General features: G+C 67.7%; 28 protein-coding genes. 8 read left to right on the forward strand and 20 right to left on the reverse strand.

All coding sequences use genetic code 11. From position 1 onward, the window contains the following. Positions 1–4: 4 nt before the first annotated feature. The 5 genes from M7H19_RS08280 to M7H19_RS08300 form a co-directional block, all read right to left on the reverse strand. The gene (locus M7H19_RS08280) at positions 5–934 is read right to left on the reverse strand and encodes a carbohydrate ABC transporter permease (RefSeq protein WP_298179142.1); all 930 of its coding nucleotides are present in this window, start codon (positions 932–934) and stop codon (positions 5–7) included. Next, complete coding sequence (locus tag M7H19_RS08285) at positions 931–1,848, reverse strand: sugar ABC transporter permease (RefSeq protein ID WP_298179144.1); 918 nt, start codon at positions 1,846–1,848, stop codon at positions 931–933. Before M7H19_RS08285 ends, M7H19_RS08280 begins: the two co-directional genes overlap by 4 nt. A 63-nt stretch (positions 1,849–1,911) precedes the next feature. After that, positions 1,912–3,135 (reverse strand): extracellular solute-binding protein, encoded by a 1,224-nt coding sequence (locus M7H19_RS08290; protein ID WP_298179146.1) that lies wholly within the window; start codon positions 3,133–3,135, stop codon positions 1,912–1,914. A gap of 82 nt (positions 3,136–3,217) precedes the next feature. Next, positions 3,218–4,630, reverse strand: a complete 1,413-nt coding sequence (locus M7H19_RS08295) for a Gfo/Idh/MocA family oxidoreductase (protein WP_298179148.1) — start codon at positions 4,628–4,630, stop codon at positions 3,218–3,220. A 298-nt stretch (positions 4,631–4,928) separates the two neighbouring features. Continuing rightward, positions 4,929–5,867 carry a 1-phosphofructokinase family hexose kinase gene (locus M7H19_RS08300; protein ID WP_298179149.1) on the reverse strand — a complete coding sequence of 313 codons (939 nt, stop codon included), beginning with the start codon at positions 5,865–5,867 and terminating at the stop codon, positions 4,929–4,931. Between the two features lie 176 nt (positions 5,868–6,043). On the opposite strand from M7H19_RS08300, the gene M7H19_RS08305 reads away from it, so the two are divergent. Then, entirely contained in the window at positions 6,044–6,829 is a 786-nt protein-coding gene (locus M7H19_RS08305; RefSeq protein WP_298179152.1) for a DeoR/GlpR family DNA-binding transcription regulator, read from the forward strand. Positions 6,830–6,955: 126 nt separating this feature from the next. On the opposite strand, the gene M7H19_RS08310 is transcribed toward M7H19_RS08305, so the two are convergent. After that, a complete protein-coding gene (locus M7H19_RS08310; protein WP_298179154.1) occupies positions 6,956–7,591 on the reverse strand; it encodes a TetR/AcrR family transcriptional regulator in 636 nt (211 codons plus the stop codon). A 44-nt stretch (positions 7,592–7,635) separates the two neighbouring features. Between M7H19_RS08310 and M7H19_RS08315 the strand changes: the two genes are divergently transcribed. The 3 genes from M7H19_RS08315 (at position 7,636) to M7H19_RS08325 (ending at position 9,844) form a co-directional block, all read left to right on the forward strand. Beyond that, positions 7,636–8,388, forward strand: coding sequence for an SDR family oxidoreductase (locus M7H19_RS08315; protein WP_298179157.1), 753 nt, complete (start codon positions 7,636–7,638; stop codon positions 8,386–8,388). Beyond that, positions 8,385–9,167, forward strand: a complete 783-nt coding sequence (locus M7H19_RS08320; protein ID WP_298179160.1) for an SDR family oxidoreductase — start codon at positions 8,385–8,387, stop codon at positions 9,165–9,167. The genes M7H19_RS08315 and M7H19_RS08320 overlap by 4 nt, the downstream gene beginning before the upstream one ends. 74 nt (positions 9,168–9,241) lie before the next feature. Continuing rightward, positions 9,242–9,844, forward strand: a complete 603-nt coding sequence (locus tag M7H19_RS08325; protein ID WP_298179164.1) for a TetR/AcrR family transcriptional regulator — start codon at positions 9,242–9,244, stop codon at positions 9,842–9,844. 8 nt (positions 9,845–9,852) lie between these two features. On the opposite strand, the gene M7H19_RS08330 is transcribed toward M7H19_RS08325, so the two are convergent. The 7 genes from M7H19_RS08330 to M7H19_RS08360 form a co-directional block, all read right to left on the reverse strand. Next, a complete protein-coding gene (locus M7H19_RS08330; protein ID WP_298179167.1) occupies positions 9,853–11,004 on the reverse strand; it encodes an acyl-CoA dehydrogenase family protein in 1,152 nt (383 codons plus the stop codon). Then, positions 11,001–12,215 carry an acyl-CoA dehydrogenase family protein gene (locus M7H19_RS08335; protein WP_298179169.1) on the reverse strand — a complete coding sequence of 405 codons (1,215 nt, stop codon included), beginning with the start codon at positions 12,213–12,215 and terminating at the stop codon, positions 11,001–11,003. The genes M7H19_RS08330 and M7H19_RS08335 overlap by 4 nt, the downstream gene beginning before the upstream one ends. After that, positions 12,215–13,423 carry an acyl-CoA dehydrogenase family protein gene (locus M7H19_RS08340; protein WP_298179171.1) on the reverse strand — a complete coding sequence of 403 codons (1,209 nt, stop codon included), beginning with the start codon at positions 13,421–13,423 and terminating at the stop codon, positions 12,215–12,217. The genes M7H19_RS08335 and M7H19_RS08340 overlap by 1 nt, the downstream gene beginning before the upstream one ends. Beyond that, positions 13,423–14,442 carry a phosphotransferase family protein gene (locus tag M7H19_RS08345; RefSeq protein ID WP_298179174.1) on the reverse strand — a complete coding sequence of 340 codons (1,020 nt, stop codon included), beginning with the start codon at positions 14,440–14,442 and terminating at the stop codon, positions 13,423–13,425. The genes M7H19_RS08340 and M7H19_RS08345 overlap by 1 nt, the downstream gene beginning before the upstream one ends. Positions 14,443–14,548: 106 nt before the next feature. Then, positions 14,549–15,010: a MaoC family dehydratase gene (locus M7H19_RS08350; RefSeq protein WP_298179176.1), complete on the reverse strand. Its 462-nt coding sequence runs from the start codon at positions 15,008–15,010 to the stop codon at positions 14,549–14,551. Beyond that, positions 15,007–15,768: a 3-oxoacyl-ACP reductase FabG gene (gene fabG / locus M7H19_RS08355; protein WP_298179179.1), complete on the reverse strand. Its 762-nt coding sequence runs from the start codon at positions 15,766–15,768 to the stop codon at positions 15,007–15,009. The genes M7H19_RS08350 and fabG overlap by 4 nt, the downstream gene beginning before the upstream one ends. Before the next feature lie 318 nt (positions 15,769–16,086). Then, positions 16,087–17,205, reverse strand: a complete 1,119-nt coding sequence (locus M7H19_RS08360; RefSeq protein ID WP_298179182.1) for a DnaJ domain-containing protein — start codon at positions 17,203–17,205, stop codon at positions 16,087–16,089. A 300-nt stretch (positions 17,206–17,505) separates the two neighbouring features. Here M7H19_RS08360 and M7H19_RS08365 point away from each other — a divergent pair, with 300 nt between their 5' ends. Next, on the forward strand, positions 17,506–18,279 hold the full coding sequence (locus M7H19_RS08365; RefSeq protein ID WP_298179185.1) for a hypothetical protein: 774 nt from the start codon (positions 17,506–17,508) through the stop codon (positions 18,277–18,279). Positions 18,280–18,301: 22 nt separating this feature from the next. On the opposite strand, the gene M7H19_RS08370 is transcribed toward M7H19_RS08365, so the two are convergent. Next, positions 18,302–18,706, reverse strand: coding sequence for a DUF6401 family natural product biosynthesis protein (locus tag M7H19_RS08370; RefSeq protein WP_298179187.1), 405 nt, complete (start codon positions 18,704–18,706; stop codon positions 18,302–18,304). A 221-nt stretch (positions 18,707–18,927) separates the two neighbouring features. On the opposite strand from M7H19_RS08370, the gene M7H19_RS08375 reads away from it, so the two are divergent. Next, positions 18,928–20,616, forward strand: a complete 1,689-nt coding sequence (locus tag M7H19_RS08375; RefSeq protein ID WP_298179190.1) for a serine/threonine protein kinase — start codon at positions 18,928–18,930, stop codon at positions 20,614–20,616. A 42-nt stretch (positions 20,617–20,658) separates the two neighbouring features. Here the strand turns inward: M7H19_RS08375 and M7H19_RS08380 are convergent, their stop codons facing one another. The 4 genes from M7H19_RS08380 to M7H19_RS08395 form a co-directional block, all read right to left on the reverse strand. Continuing rightward, on the reverse strand, positions 20,659–21,012 hold the full coding sequence (locus M7H19_RS08380) for a hypothetical protein (protein WP_298179192.1): 354 nt from the start codon (positions 21,010–21,012) through the stop codon (positions 20,659–20,661). 124 nt (positions 21,013–21,136) lie between these two features. Then, on the reverse strand, positions 21,137–21,850 hold the full coding sequence (locus tag M7H19_RS08385; RefSeq protein ID WP_298179195.1) for a metallophosphoesterase: 714 nt from the start codon (positions 21,848–21,850) through the stop codon (positions 21,137–21,139). Beyond that, positions 21,847–22,131 (reverse strand): phospholipid-binding protein, encoded by a 285-nt coding sequence (locus M7H19_RS08390; protein ID WP_298179200.1) that lies wholly within the window; start codon positions 22,129–22,131, stop codon positions 21,847–21,849. The genes M7H19_RS08385 and M7H19_RS08390 overlap by 4 nt, the downstream gene beginning before the upstream one ends. Continuing rightward, entirely contained in the window at positions 22,109–22,711 is a 603-nt protein-coding gene (locus M7H19_RS08395; RefSeq protein WP_298179203.1) for a hypothetical protein, read from the reverse strand. Before M7H19_RS08395 ends, M7H19_RS08390 begins: the two co-directional genes overlap by 23 nt. Positions 22,712–22,766: 55 nt before the next feature. On the opposite strand from M7H19_RS08395, the gene M7H19_RS08400 reads away from it, so the two are divergent. Continuing rightward, positions 22,767–22,958 (forward strand): DUF2795 domain-containing protein, encoded by a 192-nt coding sequence (locus M7H19_RS08400; RefSeq protein ID WP_298179207.1) that lies wholly within the window; start codon positions 22,767–22,769, stop codon positions 22,956–22,958. Between the two features lie 84 nt (positions 22,959–23,042). Next, a complete protein-coding gene (locus tag M7H19_RS08405) occupies positions 23,043–24,437 on the forward strand; it encodes an aldehyde dehydrogenase family protein (RefSeq protein WP_298179211.1) in 1,395 nt (464 codons plus the stop codon). A 30-nt stretch (positions 24,438–24,467) separates the two neighbouring features. Here the strand turns inward: M7H19_RS08405 and M7H19_RS08410 are convergent, their stop codons facing one another. Further along, positions 24,468–25,013 (reverse strand): YbhB/YbcL family Raf kinase inhibitor-like protein, encoded by a 546-nt coding sequence (locus tag M7H19_RS08410; RefSeq protein ID WP_298179213.1) that lies wholly within the window; start codon positions 25,011–25,013, stop codon positions 24,468–24,470. 95 nt (positions 25,014–25,108) lie between these two features. Continuing rightward, positions 25,109–26,110, reverse strand: a complete 1,002-nt coding sequence (gene selD / locus M7H19_RS08415; RefSeq protein WP_298179215.1) for a selenide, water dikinase SelD — start codon at positions 26,108–26,110, stop codon at positions 25,109–25,111. Positions 26,111–26,128: the final 18 nt, after the last annotated feature.

Here is a 26,128-nt window from a genome sequence, read left to right on the forward strand (position 1 = left end):
GCACCTACTTGACACTTCCCGCCGTCAGACCGGCGACGAGTCGTTTCTCGATGAACGCGAACAGGACGACCACCGGCACGATCGCCACGATGGAGACGCCGAACACGTATTGCCAGGCCGAGTCGTACTGGCCCACGAACTTCGTCAGCGCCACCGACAGCGGTTGGTTCTCCGCCGAGGTCAGGATCACCAACGAGGCCGCGAACTCGTTCCACGCCGCCACGAACGTGAAGATGACCGCCGTGACGATCCCCGGCCACACCAACGGCAAGGTGACGCGGAAGAACACGGTCCATCGCCCCGCACCGTCGAGCTGCGCCGCCTCGTCGAGTTCCTTGGGGACCGACGCGAAGAACGAATGCATGATCCAGGTGGCGAACGACATGTTGAACGCCGTGTTGATGAGGATCATGGCGAGCCAGGTGTCCTGGATACCCCACGACAGCATCTGCCGGAACAGACCGGCCACCAGCACGGCCGGTTGGAGCATCTGCGTCACCAACACGCAGAACAGGAACGCCAGACGTCCCGGGAAGCGGAACCGCGCCGTGTAGTACGCGGCGGGGGTGGCCACGGCCAGGGTCAGCAGTGTGGCGCAGCCCGCGATGACCAGGGTGGACGTGAGGTTGTTCGGAAGCGGCGTCTCCGGGGTCGACCACATGGAGACGTAGTTCTCCGGTAGCCATTCCTCCGGCAGGTACGTGGGTGGCACGCGCAGGATCTCCGGGCGTGACTTGAACGAGCCCACGAGCATCACGAGGTAGGGCAGCAGGAAGACGATCGCCACGACCGCGCCCGCGATCATGCGCAGGGGTATCGATCCTCGGGCACCCGGTGCCTCCTGAGCGCGGCGGGACCGGCGCCGTGGAGAACCCGACGGTGTGGGAGCGGCCGGCTGTGTGGCCGAGGCGGTGGTGTCGGCAGTAGCGCTCATTCGTCGACCGCCTTCAGGGGTTTCACGATCCGGATGTACACCGCGATCACCACGATGACGATGATCAGGTTGAGTACGGCGAGTGCCGAGGCCATGCCCGAGTCACGCATGTCCTGGAGCACTTTGAACATCAGCGTGGTCGTGGTGTCGGCGTCGTATCCCGGCAGCGCTCCGGTGACGACACTGAGGATGGGGAAGTTGTTGTAGACGTTGATGATGTTGATGATCGTGGCTACCGCGAGCGCCGGTCGCAGGTGCGGCAGCACGATCTTGAAGTAGGTCACGCGTGGGGAGGCGCCGTCGATCCGGGCCGCCTCCAGCAGCTCGGGACTGACCGACTGCATGCCCGCCAGGAGCGTGTAGGTGGTGAAGGGCAACGAGACGAAGATGGCGATCCCGATGGCCACGAGGAACGCCGAGGGCATCGACTTGGTGAAGCCGAAGTCCGGCGAGTCGATGAGACCGATGTCGTACAGGAACTGCTGAACGATGCCGTAGCCCGGTTCCAGCCCGTAGTAGATGACGGTGGTCGTCATCACCACCGACGCCGCCCACGGCACGATCACGGCGAGACGTACGAACTGCCGGCCCGGGAACGCCTTGTTGAGCAGGTTCGCCAGCGCCAGCGAGAGCACGATCGTCACGACGACCACGACCGACACCCACAGCACGGTGCGCAGCAGCACCCCGGGGAGGGCGGGCATGTCGAACAGGGCCGTGTAGTTGTCGAGCCCCGCGCTGCCGCGGTCCACGCCGGTCTGCGAGATCTCCCGCGTGGAATTGACGATCATCAGGACGGCCGGGTAGAAGACGACTCCGACGATGAGTAGCAGACTCGGCCCGATCCACGGCAGAGCCCGCAACAGGTCCCGGGCTCTGCTCGTTCGGCGGCCGCCGGTGGTGACTGGTGACATCGACGTTCCCTTCCCGAAGGCGCCGGGTGGTCCCATGACGGATCACCCGGCGCCCGGATGCCCTCAGGCGTTGTCGACCTCGGCCTGGATGGCGGCCAACACCTGTTTCGGGTCGTTCCCCGCCGTGATCAACCCGATCTGGGATTGCATGGCCGCCTGGGCGGTCGCCCATGAGGGGTTGGTCGACGGGTAGAACTGCGCGTGGGGCAGCAACTCGAGGAACGGCTCCATGGCCTCGTTCGTTGATTCCTCCGCGCCGGACTTGGTGACGGGCAGGAATCCTTCGGTCTCCACGAACGACAGGTAGTTCTCCGGCTGGTAGAAGAAGTCGAAGAACGCGCCGATCTCTTCGGCCTTGTCCTCGTCGTTGCGGAAGGCCATGAGGTGGTCGGCCACGCCCAGCGTCACCTTCTCGTCGTCCTTCGTGGGAATGTCCACGATGGAGTAGTTCAGGTCGGGGTTCTTCTCCTCGATCATGCCCACGATCGGCGGAAGACCCATCGCCATGCCGAACCTGCCCTGGATGAACTGGTCCAGCATGGGAGTGCGCTGGGTGGCACCGGCGTCCGGCTGGGTCAGGCCGTCGTCATAGAGGCGTTTCATGAATTGCGCCGCCTCCAGGTTCTGAGGAGTGTCCACGGTGATCTCGTCCGGGGTGCCGTAGCCGCCCCCGGCGCCGAGGAACCAGATACCCGCTTCGGCCTGTGACTCCTCCGACCCGAGGGGCAGGCCGTAGCCGTAGGCGTCGGTGGAGTCGGTGACGGCCTTCGCCGCGTCGTACAGTTCGTCCCAGGTCGTCGGCGGCTGTTCGACACCGGCCTGTTCCAGTAGGTCGTCGTTGACGAACAGAGCCCTCGCCGAGGCGAACAGGGGGAATCCGTACTGCTTGCCGTCGACGGAGGCGTTCTCCCGGAAGGCGTCCTGGAAGTCGTCGATCGTCTCCTGCGACACCAGCTCGTCGGCCGAGTACAGCAGGTCGTCCTCCACGTAACCGGCGAAGGCGTCGATGCTCAAGATGTCGGGAGCCTCGTTCGTCTGCACCCGCGTGCGGATGACGTCGTTGATGTTCTCCCACGACTGGATCTCCAGGTTGACGGTCACACCCGGGTTGGCGTCCTCGAACTTCGTGATCACCTCCTCCCACAGCCTCTTCGTGTTGTCCGAATAGGAGGCGGCGAGCATCGTCAGTTCGACGCTGCCATCGTCTGCCGAGTCGTCGCCCGAACAGGCAGTGAGTGCCATCGCGGTCGCCGCGACCAGGGCAGTGGCCCGCAATCGTCTTGTCACGGCCGGTTCTCCTTCATGGTCGAGAGCAGAAGTCGGATGTGTGCGGTCGGTTCGGAAGCAGTGGCGGAGTCCCGCCCGTTTCTCATCGGCGGTTCCTGACCGGGGGCATGTCGGTCTCCTCGGAGTCCAGGCCCGGGCGTGGTTCCTTCCAACGGCCTCGCGTGAAGTCCGGGACCGCCACGGGGCGACTGCCCTTACGGATCGACTCTCCGGACAGAGGCACCGACGCGCACCACGTCGCCGAGTCGTACACGTCGATGTCGGGCACGAGTCCCGCTCGCATCTGCTGGACGATCCGCCACTGGAGGATGTAGTCCATGCCGCCGTGGCCGCCGTTGTTCTCCGCGTCGTCACCGACCTTGCGCCACAGCCAGTGGTCGTAACGGTCGAGGTACGGCTGGGCGTCCGCCCACTGGTGATCGTTGTGGTCGGGTTCGAGGTAGATGCGGGTGGGGTCGTCCTCGAAGATGCCGCGGGTACCGGCGATGCTGTTGATCCTGCTGTACGGACGCGGTGAGCTGACGTCGTGCTCGGCGCGCACCATCCGGCCCTTGGCGGTCATGAGCATGCTCGTGGTGCGGTCACCCTTGACGTAGGTGTCGCTCCACGACGGGTGGTCCTTGGGCATGAACCGCTCGCGGTAGTCGGCCAGTCCCAGTGCGGCCGAGCTGGTCGCCGTCAGGTAGGTGAACCGGTCGCCACGGTTGATGTCCATGCAGGCCGCGATCGGCGCGAGGCCGTGCATGGCGTAGAAGCTCGCGTCGATCTTGGTGTGCCACGCTCGCCGCCAGTCCTCCGGCGTGTAGTGGCCGTTGAATAGCAGGTCGCGCAGATCGTGCAGGTAGCCGCCGTGCCCGTTGGTGAGTTCACCGAACAGGCCGTCGTGGGCCATGCGCAGGATGGCCAGCTCGTTGCGTCCGTAAGAGCAGTTCTCCATCAGGAAGCAGTGGCGCCGAGCTCGTTCGCTTGCGTCCACAAGACCCCACAGCTGCTTGAGTTCCGTGGCGATGGGCAACTCGATTCCGACGTGCTTGCCGTTTCTCAACGCGGCCATGCCCTGCCGGAAGTGCCACTCCCACGGGGTGGCGACGTAGACGAAGTCGACCTCGTCGGATGCGCAGAGTGCCTCGTACGCCTTGTCGCTTCCGGTGTGGACGGTCGGTCGCCGGCCGGTCTCGGCTTTCACGGCATCGGCCGCACGGTGTGCGTGTTCGGGAACGGTGTCGCACACGGCGGTGACGACCGCGCCCGGAATGGCGGTCCAACCGGACAGCATTCCCATGCCCCGGTTGCCGAGCCCGATCAGGCCGATGCGGACCTCGTCGTAGCGGTCGAACGGAACACCGATCATCGAGCGTTGCCCACGGGCTCGTTGCGGAGCCTCGGCGGTGCTCGTCACCGCGTTCGCGGGCACGGCGCCACTCACGGCGACGGCTCCCGCTGCCAGCCCCATGCTCTGCAGGAACGTCCTTCGGCTCGGCCTGACCTCCACCATGACCTCTCCTCGTTGACAGTCGATGTGGCCGGCATCGGCGAATCCCGGTGAAGCCGGGCATGGGCGCCGCGGATGCCGTCTGGCCCGTGGTGGCGGCAATCTTTGCCGCGGCGCCAACAAGATGTCAAGAGTTGATCGAAACACAGGAGTTTCAATCAAAATCAATCAAGAAGTAGGCAGAGGCATGCTTTGTGCGCGGGGATCAACGACCCGGCGTCCGGGTGCCCGAATCCCGTGTGCGACGAATGGAGCAGTCGCTACCGCGCTACGGTCCAACCGGTCGTCCAGTGGGGAAATTTCAGTGTCGGTCCGATGTGGTCACGGACACGGTGGCTCGGGACCGGTGGTAGAAGTCGAGATCGACCTCACCCGCCACGGGTCGGGTGACGGCGGACGCGGACAGGGCGACGGCGTCGGCGAGATAGTCGGCGAACACCGCTGACAAAGGAGCGTTCGTGCCGTGCAACGCGCGCGCCAGTGCCGCCACCGCGGCGTCTCCCGCGCCGGTGGGATTGCCGTGCACCACCGACGACGGACGTACCCGCCAGGTCCGCGGACGGTCGGGATCACCGGCGACCGCGAGCATTCCGTCCTCGCCGAGCGAGACGACGACACCGCGTGCGCCGTCGCCGAGCAATGTTCGTGCTCCGGCGAGCGCATCCTCCTCGCCGGTCGCGGCACGCAACTCGTCGTGATTGGGTTTGATCAGCGTCGCACGCGCTCGGGCCGCGACCCGCAGGAGCGGCCCCGAGGTGTCGACCACGACCCACGTGCCCCGTGCCACGGTGCTGTCGACGAGCGTGTGCAGGGCGCTTTCGGAGGTCCCGGGCGGCATCGAGCCGGACACCACCACCACGTCGCCTTCACCGGCGAGATCGGCCACGACGGCGTTCAGTCGCCGCCATGCCGCGTCGTCGACGGGAGCGCCGGGTTCGTTGAACAGGGTCGTATCGGACTCGGTGACGATGGCGGTGGTGCGACGGGTCGGACTCTCGACCGACACCCAGCGTTGGTCGACGCCGCCGAGCAGGTGGCGCAGGCGGTCGCCGGTGTCACCGCCGAGGAATCCCGTACACGTCACCGCCTCTCCGAGTTGATGCAGCACGCGTGCGACGTTGACACCTTTGCCGCCCGCGGTCTCGGAGACCTGCTGGACTCGGTTGACATCGCCCCACCGTGCGTGTGGGAGGTGGTAGGTGACATCGAGGGCAGGATTGGGCGTGATCGTGAGGATCATGGGGGCTCGCTTCCCGCTGCGGTGATAGATACCGTTCGTTTCGGCGGAGTTTGAATCAGTTTCCGTCACGAGGCCAGTACGATGAGGACGATAGCACTCGGCCCGACCGTCCGACGCGGTATTCGGCGGCATACCGAGGAAGCCTTGCCCTGGCACGACAGTGAAAGAGAGAGGCGATGAACCGCCACGAGAGGTTAGCGGGACTGCTCGAACTCGTCATCGAGAGGGAGAGTGTCCACATCGACGACCTCGTGCGCGAGCTCGGTGTGTCGGCGGCGACGGTGCGGCGCGATCTCGACGAGCTCGCCGAGCAGCAGCTCATCACTCGTACCCGCGGAGGCGCCACGACGGCCCCCGGTTCCTCGGATCTCCCTCTGCGTTATAAAACGGCGCGCTACCCCGAGGAGAAGACGCGCATCGCGCGCGAGGCAGCGTCGATAGTGGACCCGGGTCAGGTGGTCGGGCTCAACGGTGGAACGACGACCACCGAGGTGGCCAGGGAGATCGCGGTGCGTCCCGAGCTTCGCAGCCACACGCCGGGGGATGAGGTCGTCGTGGTCACCAATGCCGTCAATATCGCCAATGAGCTCACCGTGCGCCCCCACCTGCGGGTGGTGGTGACCGGAGGCGTGGCTCGCGCGTTGAGCTATGAGCTCACCGGGCCGTTGGCGGCTCCCATTCTGGAACAGATCACGCTGGACGTGCTGTTCCTCGGTGTCGACGCGATCGATGTCGAGCGGGGTGCCGCCGCGCATCACGAGGGGGAGGCGGCGGTGAACGGTGTGTTCGTCACCCGCGCCAACCGGGTGGTGGTGGTCGCCGACTCGGCCAAGCTCGGTAGGACGGCGTTCGCGACGATCTGCGGGATCGAGGCGGTGGACACGCTGATCACGGACACCAATGCCGACCGCGGGGTGGTGAAGGAGTTCCGCCGCAGCGGGGTGGAAGTCGTCCGGGTCTGAACGCTCTCCTGTCCGGAAGTCCACGGAAGGGGTAGCGCCAATGCTGAGCGACCGCTTAGTATGTTGCGTGTCCGACGGGGTGTGCCCGTGACGTGCCGGTAGGTGGGAGGTGCGTGTGCGCCGCGGTCAGCTCGATCGGTCCGGCGACCGGTCCGGGTCGGCTCCCAACATGCGCAGCGCGAGCTCGCCGTACTCCCGGCCCAGCGTGGTGGGCGATTTACGCGACTGCTCGGTGTACCAGCGGGCGACGTCCACCCCGAGCGAGAGCACCGCACGAGCGGCCGTCTTCGGGTCCGACACCGTGAAGTCACCCGCTTCGGCGCCGGCCACCACGAGATCGTGCACGATGCGCTCGATCTCTCGGCGCAACTCGATGACGACGCGGTACTCCTTCTCCGGCAGCGCACCGAGTTCGTACTGCACCACGCGCGCGATCGTGTGGCGTCGTGCGTGCCAGGCGACGAACCGTTCCACGATCTCCCGCATGGCCCCCACCGGAGTGTCGGCCTGTTCGGCGGCGCTCATCACGAGGTTGAGTGCCTGTTCGTGGCCACTGCGGCTGATCTCGAACAGCAACGCCGCCTTGGAAGGGAAGTGCACATACAACGCGGCCGGACTCATGCCGGCATTGGACGCGATGTCGCGGGTGGTGGTGGCGTGGTAGCCGCGCTGGGCGAAGGACTCGACACCGGCGAGCATGAGCCGCCGCGCCGCGTCTGGTTGAACATCCGGCCACAAGTCGGCCGACAGCGACATCGACATGCCCAAATTGTAAGCGAGTGCTTAGCGTGGATTGGAGAACGGCCGTGGAATCACTGAAGGACCGGGTCGCCATTGTGACAGGAGCCAGCCGGGGGATCGGCTTCGGGGTGGCCCAGACACTCGTCGACTCCGGCGCGAAAGTGGTCATCACCGCCCGGAAGCCCGATCCGTTGGCCGAAGCCGTCGAGCGGCTGGGCGGTGACTCGGTGGCGCTCGGCGTACCTGGTAAGGCCGACGACGCGGACCACCGGGACGAGGTGGTGCGGCGCACGTTGGAGACCTTCGGCCGCATCGACTTCCTCGTGAACAACACGGGGATCAACCCGGTCTACGGATCGATCCTCGACGTGGAGACCGAGGCTGCCGCCAAGATCTTCAACGTCAACGTCCTCGCGCCGCTGGCGTGGACGCGGAAGGTACGCGACGCGTGGATGGGCGAGCACGGTGGCGCGATCGTCAACGTCTCCTCGATCGCCGGGTTGCGAACCTCGCCCAACATCGGCATGTATGGCGTCAGCAAGGCGGCGCTCCTGCGACTGACCACCGAGCTCGCCCAGGAGCTGGCTCCGGCGATCCGGGTGAACGCCGTGGCTCCCGCCGTGGTGAAGACCGCCTTCGCCACAGCGTTGTACGCCGACCGTGAGGAAGAGGTGGCCGCCGGTTACCCGATGAAGCGGCTCGGTGTCCCCTCCGACGTAGCGGGAGCCGTGACGTTCCTGCTGTCGGACCAGTCCGCGTGGATGACAGGGCAGACACTTGTCGTCGACGGTGGTGTCACGCTCGGCGGTGGACTGTGACACTCGACCTCGACGGGGCCGGTGTCGTCGTCACGGGTGGAGGTAACGGCATCGGAGCGGCATTGGCCGCGCGGTTCGCCGCCGAAGGCGCCCGGGTGGTCGTCGCCGACCTCGACGGTGCCGCCGCGTCGGCCGTGGCGGAACGGGTGGGCGGCGTGGCCGTGGCCGGGGACGCGGCGTCGGTCGAAGGGGTGGGCGCGCTGGTGGGAGCGGCTCGCGACGCCCTCGGGGAGATCGACCTGTTCTGCGCCAACGCGGGCATCGCCGTGCCCGGCGGGCCGGACGCCTCCGAGAAGGTGTGGTCGCGGGTCTGGGACGTCAACGTCATGGCCCACGTCCGCGCGGCACGTGAGTTGTTGCCCCGGTGGCTGGAGCGGGGGAGTGGACACTTCCTGGCCACCGTGTCCGCGGCCGGGCTGCTGACGAACCTCGGCTCGGCACCGTACTCGGTGACCAAGCACGCCGCCCTCGGATTCGCCGAGTGGCTTTCGGTGACCTACCGGCACCGCGGTATCCGGGTGCAGGCCCTCTGTCCTCAGGGGGTGCGTACGGACATGCTCGCCAACTCGGGCTCGGTGGGCACGGTCCTGCTGGGGCCCGGCGCCATCGAACCCGAGCAGGTCGCCGATGTCACCATGGAGGGTCTGCGTGACGGGCGGTTCCTCATCCTGCCGCACCCCGAGGTCGCCGAGTACTACGCGAACCGGGCCACCCGAACCGAGCGTTGGCTGGCCGGCATGAACAAGCTGCAACGCAAACTCGAGGACACGTCGGAATAGCGACGCCGTACGGGACGGTGACGACGAGTCGCCGGCGACGAGGTGACGAACCGGGGAAGGATCGGCCGATCGGTATGCTCCCAACGGTGAGTGTTCCCGAAGGCCGGTCCGCCGTGCAACGGAGGTTGCTGTCGGCTGCGACGCGATTGTTCGCCGAACACGGTTTCGATCGCACGTCGGTGAGTCAGATCGTCGAGGCCGCGGGCGTCACCAAAGGCGCCATGTACCACTACTTCCGCTCCAAGGACGACCTGCTCTACGAGGTCTACGCGCGGGTGTTGCGGGAGCAGACACGGCGGCTGGAGGCGTTCGCCAGCGGTGACGAACCGGTGACGAAGCGACTTCACTCCATCGCCTCGGACGTCGTGGTCAGCACGATCGCCAACCTCGACGACGCCACGATCTTCTTCCAGTCCCTGCACCGGCTGGACCCGGCGATGCGCAAGGCGGTGCGCGCGGAACGACGTCGCTACCACGAACGGTTCCGAGGACTGATCGAGGAAGGACAGCGCGCCGGGCTGTTCCGTTCGGACAAACCCGCCGATATCATCGTCGACTTCTTCTTCGGCGCGGTGCACCATCTCGCCTACTGGTACCAGTCCAGCGGGGAGCTGTCGGCGCAGCAGGTCGGCGATCATTTCGCCGACCTGCTGCTCGACTCGCTCGAGCTGAGCTGAGCCCGGCCTCAGGACGCCGGAAGGTCCACTACCTCGGCGAGACGGGCGCGGTGCCGCCCCGGTGTGCCGAGTGCGAGTTGGTCGGCCTTGGCTCGCTTGAGATACAGGTGCGCGGGGTGTTCCCAGGTCATACCGATGCCGCCGTGCAGTTGAATCGCCTCTTCGGCGGCGTGCACGGCCACGGTCGCGCAGTAGGACTGCGCCACGGCCACCGCCACCTCGACGTCCGAGTCGTCACCGAACGGGTCGGTCCCGGCGAGCACGTCGGCGGCGTAGCGTGCGGCGGCGCGGGCCGCCACCAGTTCGAGCCACACGTCGGCGAGGCGATGCTTGACCGCTTGGAACGAACCCACGGGCCTGCCGAACTGGTGTCGTTCCCGCACATACGCCACCGTGGTGTCGAGGCACCACTGCGCCACGCCCAGCTGTTCGGAGGCGAGCAGGCCCGCCGCCGTCACCAGTCCTTGTCGCAGCGCGGTGACGGCTTCTCGCCCCGTGACCAGTTCCCGCGCCGACGCCTGCCGCATCGTCACGTCGCCGACCCGCCTGGTGAGATCGAACGACACCACCTCGGTGACATCCACTCCGGAGTGGCCGGCATCCACTTCGTACAAACCCTGACCGTCGGGTCCGACGGCGGGCACCACGAGTACATCGGCCGTCGAGGCATCGGCGACCGTGGTGACCGTCCCGGTGAGCACGGGACCGTCGGAGCCGGACGTGGCACGCACCGCCGTGGGGAACGCCGCTTCTGGCGCGGTGGACAGGGCAACGGCGAGCGCACCCGTCGTCTCGCCCGTCGCCAGTCGTCGCAGTAGCGCGGCCACGTTTTCGACTTCGGTGTCGGCCCGCAGGAGTACCGAGGTCGCCAGCACAGCGCTACCGAGGAACGGCACGGGAGCCACGCTGCGGCCCAGCTCCTCCAATACGAGAGCGGTCTCCCTCGTCGACACACCCTGACCGCCGAGCTGCTCCGGTACCGGCAGTCCCGCCAGTCCCAGCTCGGCCGACAGGGTGCGCCACAACGCCGTGTCATAGGGTTCGTCGCCGTCGACCCGGGCCACGAGCGCCGACGGTTCGCAGTGTTCGGAGAGTACGTTCCGCAACGTCGCGCGGAGATCGGTCTCCACATCGGAGTACAGCAGGTCGGGAGTCTTCACCGGGGCAGGTCCTTCCACGCGACGTCCTTGTCCGTCCTCGGCTCGGTGGGAAGTCCGAGGACGCGTTCGGCGATGATGTTGCGCAGCACTTCGGACGTGCCGCCCTCGATGGAGTTGCCCTTGGCCCGCAGATAGCGATAGCCCGCCTCACGCCCGACGAAGTCGACCAGTTCGGGCCGCCGCAGCGACCAGTCGTCGTAGCGCAGCCCTTCCTCTCCCAGCAGTTCGAGTTCGAGCCCCGACAGCTCCTGGGCCAAGCGGGCGAAGGCGAGTTTCATGCCCGAGCCCTCGGGCCCCGGTTCACCGACGGCGAGTTGCTGGCGCAGTCGCATTCCCGTGAGCCGGAACGCCTCCTGCTCGACCCACAGCCGCAGGAGTCGTTCGTGCAGTTCCGGGGTGCGTAGCTCGGGGCGTCGACGCCAGGTGTTCACCACCTTGCCCAGCATCCCGCTCTCCCTAGAAGCGGCGTTGCCGCCGATGGCCACCCGTTCGTTCATCAGGGTCGTCTGCGCGACCCTCCAGCCGTCACCGACCGGACCGAGCCGGTGTGCGTCGGGAATGCGCACGTCGGTGAGGAACACCTCGTTGAACTCGGCTTCTCCGGTGAGTTGCCGCAGCGGCCGGACCTCCACCCCGGGGTCGGTCATATCGCACACGAAGTAGGTGATGCCCCGGTGCTTGGGCACGTCCGGATCGGTGCGGGCCAACAGAATCGCCCACCGTGCGTTGTGCGCGGAGGACGTCCACACCTTCTGTCCGGTGACGATCCAGTCGCCGTCGTCGTCCCGCACGGCACGGGTGGCCAGTGCCGCCAGGTCCGATCCGGCTCCCGGTTCACTGAACAGCTGGCACCACACCTCCTCGCCGGTCCATAACGGACGGAGGAAGCGTCGTTTCTGTTCCTCGGTGCCGACGGCGAGGATCGTGGGTGCCGCCATACCGAGTCCGATGCCGTTACGTCGGGGGTCGTTGTCCGGCGCGTTCACCGCGGCGAACTCGGCCTCCACCACCGATTGCAGTTCCCGCGCCAACCCCAGCCCTCCGAGTCCGGTTGGGAAGTGCACCCACGCCAGGCCCGCGTCGAAGCGAGCGCGGAGGAACTCCAGGCGCTCGGTGGTGACAGGGTCGTGTTCGGCGAGGAATTCGGCCACGCGGCGGCGTAGTTCCTCGGCTTCCGTGCGGGGGTCCGTGTCGTCCGTGTCCGTCGCCATCACCGGTACCTCTTCAGCTCTCGCCTGGCCAGGGAACGTTTGTGCACTTCGTCGGGTCCGTCAGCGAGCCGCAGGGTGCGCACCGCGGCCCACAGCGAGGCGAGCGGGAAGTCCTGGCTCACCCCGCCCGCACCGTGTAGCTGGATGGCCTTGTCGAGAATCCACTCCACGGTCCGGGGCGTGGCGATCTTGATGGCCTGGATCTCGGTGTGGGCACCCTTGTTGCCGACCGTGTCCATGAGCCACGCGGTCTTCAACACCAGTTGCCGCAACTGTTCCACCCGCACCCGCGATTCGGCGATCCAGTCCTGGACCACGCCCTGTTCGGCCAGCGGTTTGCCGAACGCGACTCGCGCGACCGCGCGGCGACACATCAGCTCGATGGCACGCTCGGCCATGCCGATGGCGCGCATACAGTGGTGGATGCGGCCGGGCCCGAGCCTCGCCTGCGCGATGGCGAACCCGTCCCCCTCACCGCCGATGATGTTGTCGACGGGCACGCGCACACGGTCGAAGACGATCTCGGCGTGTCCGCTGGATTCCTCGTCCCCGTAGCCGAACACGGTCATCGCCCGTTTCACGTGCACGCCGGGGGTGTCCCGGGGCACGAGCACCATGCTCTGCTGCCGATGCGGTTCGGCGTCCGGATCGGTCTTTCCCATGACGATGAAGATCCGGCAACGCGGGTTCATCGCGCCGGAGATGAACCACTTGTGGCCGGTGATCACGTACTCGTCGCCGTCCCGTTCGATACGGGTCCCGATGTTGCGTGCGTCGGAGGAGGCGACGTCGGGCTCCGTCATGGCGAAGGCCGAGCGGATCTCGCCGTCCAGCAGCGGCCGCAGCCACTGCCGACGCTGCTGCGGCGAGCCGAACTGCGCCAGCAGTTCCATGTTGCCGGTGTCGGGTGCAGCGCAGTTGGTGGCGATCGGGGCGAGGTGTGGACTGCGCCCGGTGATCTCGGCCAAGGGCGCGTACTGGAGGTTCGTCAGGCCCGCGCCGTGTTCGCCGGGCAGGAAGAGGTTCCACAGACCGCGCTCGCGGGCTTCGGTCTTGAGCTCCTCGATAATCGGCGGAGGCGCCCATGGGTCGGCGGCGGTCCGCGTCTGTTCGGCGAGTACGGGTTCGGCGGGGTACACGTGCTCGTCCATGAACTCGAGCAGCTTCTCGCGGTACCGCTCGGTGGTGGCGTCGTACGCGAAGTCCATCAGACCTCCTTGAGAGTGGCGTTTCCACGCGCCACCAGTGGCGCGACACTCGCTCCGATGCGGTCGAAACCTTCGCCGACCGTCTTTCCCTGACTGAATCGGTAGTAGATGCCCTCCAAGATCACGGCGAGCTTGAAGAACGCGAAGCCGAGATACCAGTTCAGCGCCGAGGTGTCCCGTCCCGACGTTCTCGTGTAGCGCGCGATGAGGTCGTCGACGGGTGGGAAGCCCGGTGCGGTGGCGACGCTGCTGACCTCGTCGCCCAGCGCTTCGCCCTCGGTGTAGGCGATCAGCAGGGCGATGTCGGTGAGCGGGTCGCCGAGTGTGGACATCTCCCAGTCCAGTACGGCGGTGATGGTGTCGTCGTCGGCGACGAGGAGGTTGTCGAGCCGGTAGTCACCGTGCACGATCGTCGGTTCCGGCGACGACGGCAGCCGAGCCGACAGTCGTTCGCGCAGGGCGTCGATTCCCGGGATGTCGCGGCTGCGGGAGGCATCGAGTTGCTTGCCCCATCGCCGCAGTTGCCGTTCCAAGAAGCCCTCGGGCCTGCCGAAGTCGGCCAGGCCCACCGAGACGTAGTCGACGGCGTGCAACTCGGCCAGAGTGTCGATCATCGCCTCGGCGATGTGCCGCGTTCGTTCGGGGCCCAACGGAACGAGCTGGTCGCGGTGCCGGTAGGGGGTGCCCTCGACATGGTCCATCACGTAGAAGGGCGCTCCGAGCACCGAGGTGTCCTCGCACAGCAACACGGTGGGTGGCACGGGGACCGGGGTGGCCGCGAGGGCGCTGATGACAGTGTGCTCGCGGCGCATGTCGTGCGCGGTGGGCAGCACGTGGCCCAACGGCGGGCGGCGGACCACCCAGCGGTGGGTGCTGTCGTCGACGACGTAGGTGAGGTTCGACCGGCCTCCTTCGATCACCCGGGCACGCAACGGTCCGGTGACCAGGTCCGGGCGCTGCCGGTCGAGGTGGGCGCGCAGCCGGTCCAGGTCGAGTCCCGGAGGGTTCTCCTCACTCATGTGACCTCCTCGTCACGGTGGGACGCGACCCGGTACCGACCGGTCGGTATGGGGCTGTCAGCCGCGGCTCCCGGGCGGTGGCGAGTCGCGCCCACCAGATTCGTTCCTAGGGCACCATCAACACGACGACCTCGGCGACACAGGCGGGTTTGTCCGCGCCCTCGATCTCGATGGTCCACCGCACTACGGCTTGTTTGCCCTGAGCCGTGTCGGTGACGGAGGCGAGATCGGCGGTGGCCCTGATACGGGAGCCGACGGTCACCGGCTGCGGGAACCGCACCTTGTTGAGGCCGTAGTTGATGCCCATGCGCAGACCCTCGACGCGGTAGATCTCCGCGCCCAACTTCGGGATCAGCGACAGCGTGAGATAGCCGTGGGCGATGGGCGCGCCGAACGGTCCTTCGGCCGCCTTCTCCGTGTCCACGTGGATCCACTGGTGATCGCCCGTGGCGTCGGCGAAGAGGTTGATCTGGTCCTGTGTGACCGTGTGCCACTCGCCGGTGCCGAGGGACTCGCCCACGGCGGCGGCGAAGGCGTCGAGGTCCGGGAAGACGCGTGTGGTGCTCATGCCTTCGGACCGCCCGCGACGTAGATGACCTGGCCGGACACGAACGACGCTTCGTCGCTGACCAAGAACGACACCACGTTGGCGATGTCGGAGGGCTTGCCCACCCTGCGCACCGGGATCTCGGCGGCGGCGGCCTCCTTGAACTTCTCGAACGGCACCCCGAGACGTTCGGCCGTGGCCGCGGTCATGTCGGTCTCGATGAAACCGGGCGCGATCGCGTTGACGGTGACGCCGAACTTGCCGAGTTCGATGGCCAGCGTCTTGGTGAAGCCCTGCAGACCTGCCTTGGCGGTGGCGTAGTTGGCCTGTCCCCGGTTGCCCAGGGCCGAGGTACTGGACAGATTGACGATGCGTCCCCAGTTCTGCTGAGTCATGTGCTTCTGCGCGGCGCGACTCATGAGGAAGGAGCCCCGCAGGTGCACGTTCATCACCGAGTCCCAATCGGAATCGGTCATCTTGAACAGCAGGTTGTCCCGGGTGATACCCGCGTTGTTCACGAGTACGGTCGGCGCGCCCAGCTCCTCGGCCACCGTGGCGACGGCTGCGTCCACCGAGTCGGAGTCACCGACGTCGACGCCCACGCCGAGTGCTCGGCCGCCGTCAGCGGTGATCGCCTCGGCGGCGGTCTTGACAGCGGTTTCGTCGAGGTCGGCCAGGGCGACGGCGAACCCGTCCGAAGCCAGCCGCGTGGCGATGGCCGAACCGATGCCCCGGCCGGCTCCGGTGACGATGGCGACCCGGGAAGGGGAGTCGGTCACTATGATCCTCCTCGTTGAGTGAACCTGTCCTCGTTGCCGAGTAAGCGTGCGCTTAGCACCGTACCAGGGATCGCCCGTATTGGGGATGAGATCGTTTTCGTGGTGACCCTCACCGTCGGACGCCGTCGGAGATGCTCGACGCTTTGCTTTTCTGACACGGAGTGGAGCGACCCGCGACCAGCGGCGGTGTCCTCGAACCGTTGAACGCGCGGGCCGACGTCGTCGGGTCCCGGACCGGTGTGACGCGGTGATACCGAGCCGCAGCCCGTCCGGGTGAAGGCGGTCACCGGGTCGTGATCGGGCGTCGGCCGAGGCCGGTCACGCGTTGGTGGGCGTGGGGGACAGGCCCACGACCTGGCCGAGCACGGTGCGAAACACGTGCCGGTCCACGGTGACGGGTTCGGCGGCGAGCCAGTCACCCAGCTGCCGTACGAACTGTTCCGGGGTCATCGGAGGAGCGTCGCCGTCGTCCTGCTCATCGGTGGTGATCTCGCCCTCGCGGCTGGGGTAGAGCACCAGCGCGCCACGGACTTCCACGTCCGGCAGCAGTCGGCGGAACGCCTCCACGCTGGTGGGCAGCTGGGTGCCGCCGCCTCGGAATCGGCGGCCGTTGCGGGTGAGGGTGCCGTCGTCGGCCAGGGCGTAGTGGCCCGGCAGCCACGACTTCGACTCCACGACGACGAGCCTGCGTCCGCACAGCACCGCGTGATCGACGTCGGCGAAGACCGAGTCGGGCCAGGCGAGGCCGTGGAAGATCCGGACTCCGGGGAGGCGTGTCAGATAGCGCTCGAACAGCTCGGCCGTCAATCGCTCCGCCACTTCGTCCGGCTCGGAGCCCGGAGAACCGAACACGACCCGGTCGCCGAACTCGTTCCGGAACGTTCGCACCGTGCGTAGCGACTCCAGGTGGCGTCGCACGAGCAGTACCGCCGCCGCCACGGCCGACACCACGAGCAGCAGCCACACGGCCACCAGCCATACGGAGAACGCGAACGGCACCACCAAAGGAAGCGGCAGCAGCACGGCCCCTGCCAGGGCGCCGGCCGCGGGCGCGTGCCCCGGTGAGCCCGGGTGGGCGTAGTGCACCCGGGAGACGCCTTCCATCATGCGCCACCACGGCAGGTGCGCCACATCGATGTCGGGGACGGTGGGTACGAAATCCGGGTCCTCGCCGAACCGGCGTGGCCTCGACCAACGGGCCGCACGTTGCTCCGCTGCCACCTCCAGTGACGGCCGCCTGCCGCGGCGGTCGTAGGCCGCGCGCAGCATCGGGTCGGACAGGGTCTCGTAGGCCGACTGGAGCAGCTGGAATTCCTCAGCCGAACCACCCGCGTCCGGATGCGCCCGAAGTGCCAGGGCCCGATAGGCCGACTTGATCTCCCCGGGCGTGGCGTCCCGTGCGATGCCCAGCAATGCGTAATAGTCGACCTCGGCCACGCTCACCTCCCGCTCGCGCGCTCAGACTATGACGCGTACACCCGGTCTAGGGACAACGACCTGTGGATATCCGGTCACTCCCTGTGTGCTAAAGATGATCATTTCATCTTGCCACTCGCCCATCCGCCTCCGTTCGGGAGTCATGCCGGCACGAAAGGATGGCCGCGGTTCGTGAGTGTCCTGTCTGGAATGGGGTAATCCCCCGCGCAGCCGACAAACGGTGTGGCCTGACGTCAAGCTCAATGGTCCTGCCCGCATGTAGGAGAGGACCGGCCGACCACGGAAAGGATGTGGGCACCGGTGAATATCACGGAATCGTTCAACGACGCGCTTCGGTCGGTCATCACCTTTCTACCGAAGTTCGCCGCCTTCCTGGTCATCCTGCTCATCGGATGGCTGGTGGCGAAAGGCCTGCGCAAGCTGGTCGACGTCGTACTGGAGCGGCTCAACTTCGACCGCGCGGTCGAACGCGGAGGCATCAAGCGCGCACTGGAGCGGTCGAAGTACGACGCCAGCGGTCTGGTGGCGGCGATCGTGTTCTACGCCGTGCTGTTGATCGCATTGCAGATCGCGTTCGGCGTATTCGGCCCGAACCCGGTGAGTGACCTGTTGGCGGCCATCGTGGCGTGGCTGCCGAGAGCCGTCGTGGCCATCGTGATCATCGTCGTGGCTGCGGCCATCGCCAACGCGGTCAAGGACATCATCAGCGGGACTCTCGGCGGCCTCAGCTACGGATCCGTACTGGCCACCGTGGTCCAGGTGTTCATCATCGGTCTCGGTGTGATCGCCGCGCTGAACCAGATCGGTGTCGCCACCTCGGTGACGACGCCTGTACTGATCACGGTGCTCGCCACGATCGGCGCGGTTCTCGCCATCGGCGTGGGCGGTGGCCTCGTGAGGCCCATGCAGCAGCGTTGGGAACGGTGGCTCGACCGTGCCGAGCAAGAGGTGCCGAACGCCAAGGCACAGGCGGCGGCCTACCAGCGCGGCAAGGAAGACGTCACCCGGGCGCAGACCGAGCCGATCGAGACGCAGGAAGAACAGACCCGGACCGCTCATCCTCCGCAGTCCTGAGGTTTTTTCGGTGCCGCGGGGATCAGGCGAACAGCAGTGGATCGATGTCGGAGATGTCGTCCACGGACGAGGCGTCGGCGAGGACGCAGACCGCGAGCAGCCGGGACGCGATCCACTCGGCCGTACCGGAGATCGGTTCGGGATCCGGCTGGGTGGATATCAGCGTGCGGTGGTTCTCGGGAGTCCAGCCCGCCTCGGCCGCCGCGTCGAGCACTCCCTGGGCGTAGGCGGCCAGTTCCACCACCCCGCACCGGGCGCCACCGAGCGCGAGACTGTCCCTGACAGCGGCCGCGTGCTGGTCGACGTAGGCGAGCGATCCCGCATCGAGGGCCGACGTGCTCAACCCGGCCGAGGCGAGTCGCTCGGCGAGAGTGTCGAGATCACGTCGGGCGTAGGACACCTGTCGCGCGCCTGACAACCAACCCATGGCGGGACAGCATACGAAAGTGTTATGTGCCGGTGCGCAGAGGGCCGTCGCCACGGCAAGTCGAGTGCGGCTCCTGGGCGTGGGCTCCGCGGGGTGACATAACTGGAGAGCAGCCCTTTTGTCGGTACCGGGGTACTTCTTCGGCCCACAGGCTTGCCGGACCTGGGCAGTCACTGTGATCGTGACGCTCTAGTCTGTCGGGGTGACAGGAGGGTCCACAGGTGAGTGAGGGCGACAAAACACTGATCGCGGGGCGTTACCGGCTGGAGAACCAGATCGGCAGTGGCGCGATGGGCGTCGTCTGGCGTGCCATCGACATCCGTCTCGATCGGCCGGTGGCGGTGAAGCAACTGTTGTTGCCACCGGGGTTGAACGACACCGAGACGGAGAAGGCACGGCAACGGGCCGCCCGGGAGGGCCGGATCGCCGCTCGCCTTCAGCACCCGAACGCCATCTCGGTGTACAACGTCGTCGACCACGACGGTCAACCCGTGCTCGTGATGGAGTACTTGCCGTCGCGCAGTCTCTCCGACGTGCTGGAGGAACGCGTCACCCTGCCTCCGCAGGACGTGGCACGTATCGGTGCTCAGGTGGCGGCGGCGCTCACCGCCGCGCACGGGGCGGGGGTCATCCACCGCGACGTGAAACCCGGCAACATCCTCCTCGCCGAGGACGGCACCGCGAAGATCACCGACTTCGGCATCTCCAGGGCGGCGGGCGACGTCACGCTGACCAGCACCGGCTTGCTGGCGGGCACCCCCGCGTTCCTCTCCCCTGAAACGGCCCGAGGCTCCGAGCCCGGCCCCGCGGGCGACGTGTTCTCCCTCGGTGCCACGTTGTACGCCGCTGTGGAGGGCAGGCCACCGTTCGAGAACCCCGGCAACGAGATCGCCATGTTGCACGTGGTGGCCGCCGGAAACATCATCCCGCCTCGCCAGGCCGGAGAGCTCGACGCGCCACTGCGTTCGATGCTGCAGTCCGAGCCGCACACGCGGCCGACCATGGCCCAGGTGGAGGAGACCCTGCGCGCGGTCGCCGAAGGGCGGTCCGGGGGCGCCGACGCCCCCACGTTGCCCTCCTCCCCACCCGTGCGTGGCTCGACGCGCGTGGACCTGCACCCGGCCTCCGTCTCGGCCATCCCGTCGGTGGGGCATCCGGCGCCACACACGCCTTCGACGGTTCCCCCGGTGGGCGGAGCGGACCAGACCGTACCGCCCTCCTCGCCGCACACCCCGGCCGCCGGCTTCTCCGCGCCGTCCCCGTCCGGAGACGGCGGTGCCGGGCGTTCGCGGGCGCGAACGGTCACCACCACCCTGTCGGTGCTCGCGGCGGCTGCCGTGGGGGTTCTCGTGGCCGAGCTGATCGTGGGCGGCACCGGGAGTTCCGACGCCTCCACCGAGAGTGACACCGCTGGCGGGGACCAGACGACCGCATCGGCGCCGGCGCCTTCCGAGACACAGCCGCCCGTGTCGGAGTCCTCGACGGCCGCACAGCCGACCAGTTCGAGCACACCCACGCAGGAGGCCCCGTCTCCCGCCGAGCTCGAACAGGCGGTCGCCGACTACTACGAACTACTACCCGAGAACGCGGACCAGGCGTGGCACCACCTCGGGCCCAGTCTGCGTGAGCAGGGTAGGCGCAGCTACCGCGACTTTTGGTCGAGCATCGGGGACGTCAGTATCGTCGACGGTCCGAGGGCGGTCGGGGGACACCTCGTGGAGGTGGAGATCGACTTCACCGTGGCCGGGAAGGGCGTCATCCGAGAGGTGCACAGGCTGGGCATGATCGTGCAGGGCGGTCGTGTGCTCATCGACACCGACGAGATCATGTCGATCACCGAGATCGGCGAGCCGGACGAGGACGAGGAAGACGAAGAGGACCGGGAAAACCGGGAAGACGAGGAAGACTGACAGCCTGACAGGCTGTCAGGCCGACACCGGCTCCGTGGAGGGTCAGGGGTACCGGTCGCCCTTGGGCTGGCCGGACTGAGCCGGAACACCGTGTGGCGGAGAAGTCACCGATCCACTCGTGACCCCGCCACTCACCGCGGAGCCGTGTCGGGTGCCCCCGGGCTGCTCCGGCCGGATGTCGTGTTGCCCCGAGGTCGGAGTGGCCCCCTGCTCCAGCTCTTCCAACCTCGTCCGCATCGCCATCACCACGGGCAGACGATCGGCGTGTTCCCGCTCGTACGTGAGCAACTGTTCGAGCTGCTCGCTCGTCAGCGAACGGATGCGATCACGCAGCGCGGTCACGGGAAGGTGGTCGTAGTCCGCCAGAGGAAGCTCGTCGCGGCGTTGCGTGCTCATGAGCGTTCTCCTTTTCTGTTCGCAGAGACCTCATTCGACAGCGGATACAGCGCTCCTGCAGCTCCTGCCGCTCTCGTCCCCACAGCCTTCCCTTCACACGGTGGGGTGAAACCGAAACCGCCGATCACTCCAGGTCGTACAGCGCGTATGCCGACCGGATCACCGGCTGGGCCACGTTCCGCACCCGCACGCCACCGGGAGTGACGCCGTGCTCGCAGCCTCTGTGTGCGTGGCCGTGCAAGGCCAGCGTGGTCTCCGTCTCGTCGACGACTTCGCCGAGCTGATAGGCGCCGAGGAACGGGTAGATCTCCAGCGGCTCGCCGTGCAGCGTGTCCGGTATGGGCGAGTAGTGCATCAATGCCACGCGTACGTCGGCGTCCAAGGACTTCAGCGCCGACCGGAGCCTGTCGGCGACCTCCACGGTGTGGTCGACGAACGCCTTCATCTCCGGTTCCCCGAACGCGCTCGCGCAGCGTCCCTCGAATCCGCCGCCGAAGCCCTTCACCCCGGCGATGCCCACCCGCCGGCCGTTCACCGGCAGCACCACACCCTCGCCTTCGAGCACGCGGATTCCGCTTTCCCCGAAGAGGATCTCGGTCATCTCGTCGACCGCGTCGCTGTGGTAGTCGTGATTACCGAGGACCGCGTAGATCGGCAGCCCCAGGTCACGGAACTCGTGCGCGACGATGCGGGCCTCCGCGGTGGTGCCGTGCCGGGTGAGGTCGCCCGCCAGCAACAACACGTCCGCGCGCTCGCTCACCTGCTCCAGGGCGGGCCGCAACCTGCCCTGCGCGTCCTCTCCGAGATGAACGTCTCCCACCGCCGCGATTCGGATCATCGCAGGACCTCGGAGTCCGGGGGCTCGGTCACCTCGACGACATGGACGTCGTTGTGCAGCTGCAGTCGTGGTTCTTGCTCGTGCAGCACCGTGTCGAGGTGATCCTTGTACTCCTGCGACGACACCGTTCCGCTGATATAGACGTGTTGTCCACGGATGTCGACCTGAAGCCCCAGCTCGCCCGTTCGGGCGTCTTCCGCCAGGGCGCGCCGCAGTCGGGCAGCGCGGTATTCGGGAGCTTCCTCGAAGGGGTGTTCCTCACCATGGCCCTTGTCCTGCATGGGCGTCTCCTTTCCCGGGAGCGAATCGGCCTCCGTCGGCGACTCCGAGGTCGGTGAGCAGAGTCAGAAACGCTCGCGCATAGGGTGAGTCACCGGTCTGCTGTGCCACCTCGGCCCAGTCGATCTTTTCGCGCACGGAACGGGCGATCAGCAGCAGAGGGGTGAAGTCGCAGCGATGGGGACCCAGGATCAGCAACTTGTCCACCATGAGTTCCGTCGCCGGTATGACCGGCGCTGTCGTGGCTCCCACTCTGAGTTCTTCCGCTCTGCGGAGCCGTTCCGGCGTCACCGGTCGGCCACTCGGCCGGAAGATCAGATCGACGAGACAGTCGCCGTCGTAGACCTTGAGTAACCAGTCCTCGGGTGGATCGACGGCACGCATCCCCGCCGCGACCAACACCTTCCGGGCTATGGGGGCGTCCTGTTCGGTGACGAAGACGTCCACATCGTGCTCGGAGGCCGGCCCACCATGTGCGTACGCAGCACACCCTCCGGCGAGCGCGAAACGCACCTCGTGGGAACGCAACGTGTTCGCCACGCGCATCGCCGTACGTAACAACTGATCGGGTCCGGCATCCACCGTGCTCGGTTACCCGAGAGCCACCCAGGGTATGCCGGGTTCGGAGGTGAGAACGATGGCGCAACCCAGCCCGATCCGAATGCAGAAATACCTCTCCGGTGTGGACTATCCCTGCAACAGGGAAGACCTCGTTCAGCACGCCCGTGACCAGGGCGCCGACGACGACGTACTCCGGAATCTGGAGTCGATCCCCGACCGCACCTACGACGGTCCCAATGCCGTCAGCGCGGAATTCTCCAAGAGCTGACCCCTGAGAGCAGCGACCGGTCCGATCACGCCGGTCGCTGCTGCCCGCTTTTTGCCACCGACCCCGTGAGGGTGATGTACGCCGATGACCGATCTTGCCGTGGAACTCGACCTGCCGTCGGCCGAACCCGCCGACCCGAACAGTATCCGTATCGACAATCCCGCCGACGGCCGTCTGGTCGGGTGGGTCGCCATGGCCACGCCCGAGGAAGTGGCCGGAGCCGTCGCCGAAGCGAAGAGCGCCTTCCCCGGTTGGGCCGCGACCTCCGCGGAGCAGCGGGGCGCGGCACTTCGGGCCGCCGCCGACGCGCTCGCCGACCGCGCCGCCGACCTGGCGAAGGTGAATGCGGCGGAGACCGGGAAACCCGTCGCCGAGGCGCGGGAGGGGGTGCTCGCCGGGGTGGCGGCGCTGCGGCAGTACGCCGAGCTCGGCCCGCTGCATCGCGGCCGCTCGTTGCTGGGTGAGCAGTCCGCGACCGACCTCATGGTGCCCGAACCGCGCGGTGTGGCGGCGGTGCTGACGCCGTGGAACGACCCGGTCGCCGTGGCGTGTGGCCTGGTGGGGGCGGCTCTGGTCACGGGCAACACCGTGGTGGCCAAGCCCAGCGAACGTTGCCCGCACACGGGATTGCTCTTCGGCGAGGTGCTGCGTCCACATTTCCCCGAGGGTGTGGTGAAACACCTCGCCGGAAACGGCACAGTCGGCGCGTGGCTGGCCGGCAACACCGACATCGATGTGATCGCGCATGTCGGCAGTACCGCCACGGGCCGGAAACTGGCCGCCACGGCGGCGAGGACGGGTGCCAAGGTGTTGCTGGAGAACGGTGGTAACGATCCGCTGCTCGTGGACGGCGACGTGGACCCGGTGTGGGCGGCCGAGCAGGCCGCCACGGGCGCGTTCGCCAACAGCGGTCAGATCTGTGTCGCCGTGGAACGCATCTTCGTCCACCGAGACATCGCCACTCCTTTTCTGGACGCGCTCATCGCTGCGGCCGAACGTGCCGGGATGCTGCCGCTCGTGGACGTGCGACACCGGGACGCCGTGCACGAACATGTCACCGACGCCGTCGCCTCCGGAGCCCGGCTCCAGGCCGGGGGCGTGGTACCCGACGGCCCCGGTTCCCTGTACCCGGCCACGGTGCTCACCGGCTGCGCACCGGGGATGCGAGTGCTTCGGGAGGAGACGTTCGGCCCGGTGGCACCCGTGTGCGTGGTGGACGACTTCGCCGACGGACTCGCCCGCGCCCGCGACGATGACTACGGTCTCGCCGCGACCGTGCTGACGCGGTCGATGGAACATGCTCAGCGGGCATGGCGGGAGCTTCCCGTGGGCACGGTCAAGGTGAACTCCGTGTTCGGTGGCGCTCCCGGTGGCGCGGCGCATCCGAGGAGAGTCAGCGGCCACGGCTACGGCTACGGGCCCGAGCTGCTCGACGAGTTCACCGCCACCAAGGTCGTGCACGTCGAGCCCGCGCCGTAGGTTCCGGGCGCTCCCGGCGGACGGTTCTGATCAGCGGCCGAACAGCCCGACGAGCGTTCCGGTGGCCAGGGCGTGGTCCTCGGCGGCGGCGTGCACGTCCTCCGCCGTGGTGCCCTCACCGAGACCGAGAGGCCGGTCCACGGCGTAGAGACGGAAGAAATACCGGTGCTCCCCGTCGCCCACGGGCGGCTGTGGTCCGCTCCAGCCCAGTTCCCCGAAGTCGTTGCGACCGAGCACGGCCTCCGACGGGGGTGTGTCGTCGATCCCGGAGGTCCCGGGCGGGATCGACGACACCACCCAGTGGGTGAACACACCGCCGGGCGCGTCCGGGTCTTCACACACCAGAGCCAGTTCCTCCGTGCCGTCGGGCACGTGCGTCCATTCCAGTGGCGGCGCTTCGTTGCCTCCCTGGCGGGAGTACCGCCGCGGAATGAGCGTGCCGTCGTTGAAAGCCGGGCTGCGCAGCTCCAGATCGGACGCGATGGGGCGAGGGGGTTCGTCGATCGACGGATCACCCCTGCTGGTGCCCCGGGTGCCCTTCGGGCCGGCCGCGCGGTCCCGTGTCGGGTCGGCCATCGCCGGCTCCTTCCCTTTCGTTGCCGAGTGGGTTCCCCCCAAGGTGTTCCCCCACCGGGGTGGAACGAATCCGGCGGCCTCACCGCACCACGGCCTCACCGCACCACGACGATGTGCTCCTGGCGCGGCACGAGTTCACCGATCACCGGTGCCCCCGGCAGTTCACCCGCCACCAGCAGGCCACCCGAGGTTTGGGCGTCGGCGAGCAGCAGCGCCGTCTCGTCGTCGACCCGGGATAGGTCGGTGTACGGGCGAACCCAGTCGAGGTTGCGGCGCGTGCCGCCCGAGACGTACCCCTCGCGCACGGCGGCGTACGCGGCGTCCAGCACCGGCACCGAGGCCGAGTCGATCACAGCCGTCACCCCGCTGGCTCGCGCCAACTTGTAGAGATGGCCGAGCAGCCCGAAGCCCGTGACGTCGGTCGCGCAACGGATTCCCGCCGCCACCGCCTCCTGCGCGGCGTCGGCGTTCAACGTCGTCATCACCTCGACGGCTTCGGCGAAGGATTCGCCGGTGGCCTTGTGGCGGGTGTTCAACACGCCCACACCCAGTGGTTTCGTCAGCGACAACGGCACGCCGGGGCGCCCGGTGTCGTTGCGCAGAAGCGTCTCCGCCGACGCGAGACCGGTGACGGCCAGACCGTACTTCGGCTCGGGGTCGTCCACACTGTGTCCACCGGCGAGGTGGCAGCCCGCCCGCGCGCACACTTCCGCGCCACCGCGGAGCACTTCGGCGGCCAGGTCGAACGGCAGCGTCTCCCGCGGCCAGCACAGGAGGTTCACCGCCACCAACGGTGTGCCGCCCATCGCGTAGACGTCGGACAGCGCGTTGGTCGCGGCGATGCAGCCCCACTCGTACGGATCGTCCACGACGGGGGTGAAGAAATCGGTGGTCGCGATGACGGCACGATCACCGTCGAGGCGCACGGCGGCGGCGTCGTCCCCGTCGTCGAGGCCCACGAGTAGCTCACCGGCGGGTGACACGGGTGTGGTGAGCGGGGTGTCCATCAGACCTCGGACCACGCTTTCCAGCTCGCCGGGCGGGATTTTGCACGCACAGCCGCCTCCGTGGGCGTATTGGGTCAGTCGGTATGCCATTCGACCATATTGGCGCTG

Origin of the sequence: Saccharomonospora sp. (assembly GCF_027317685.1) — a bacterium.
In the GTDB taxonomy this organism is placed as follows: domain Bacteria; phylum Actinomycetota; class Actinomycetes; order Mycobacteriales; family Pseudonocardiaceae; genus Saccharomonospora.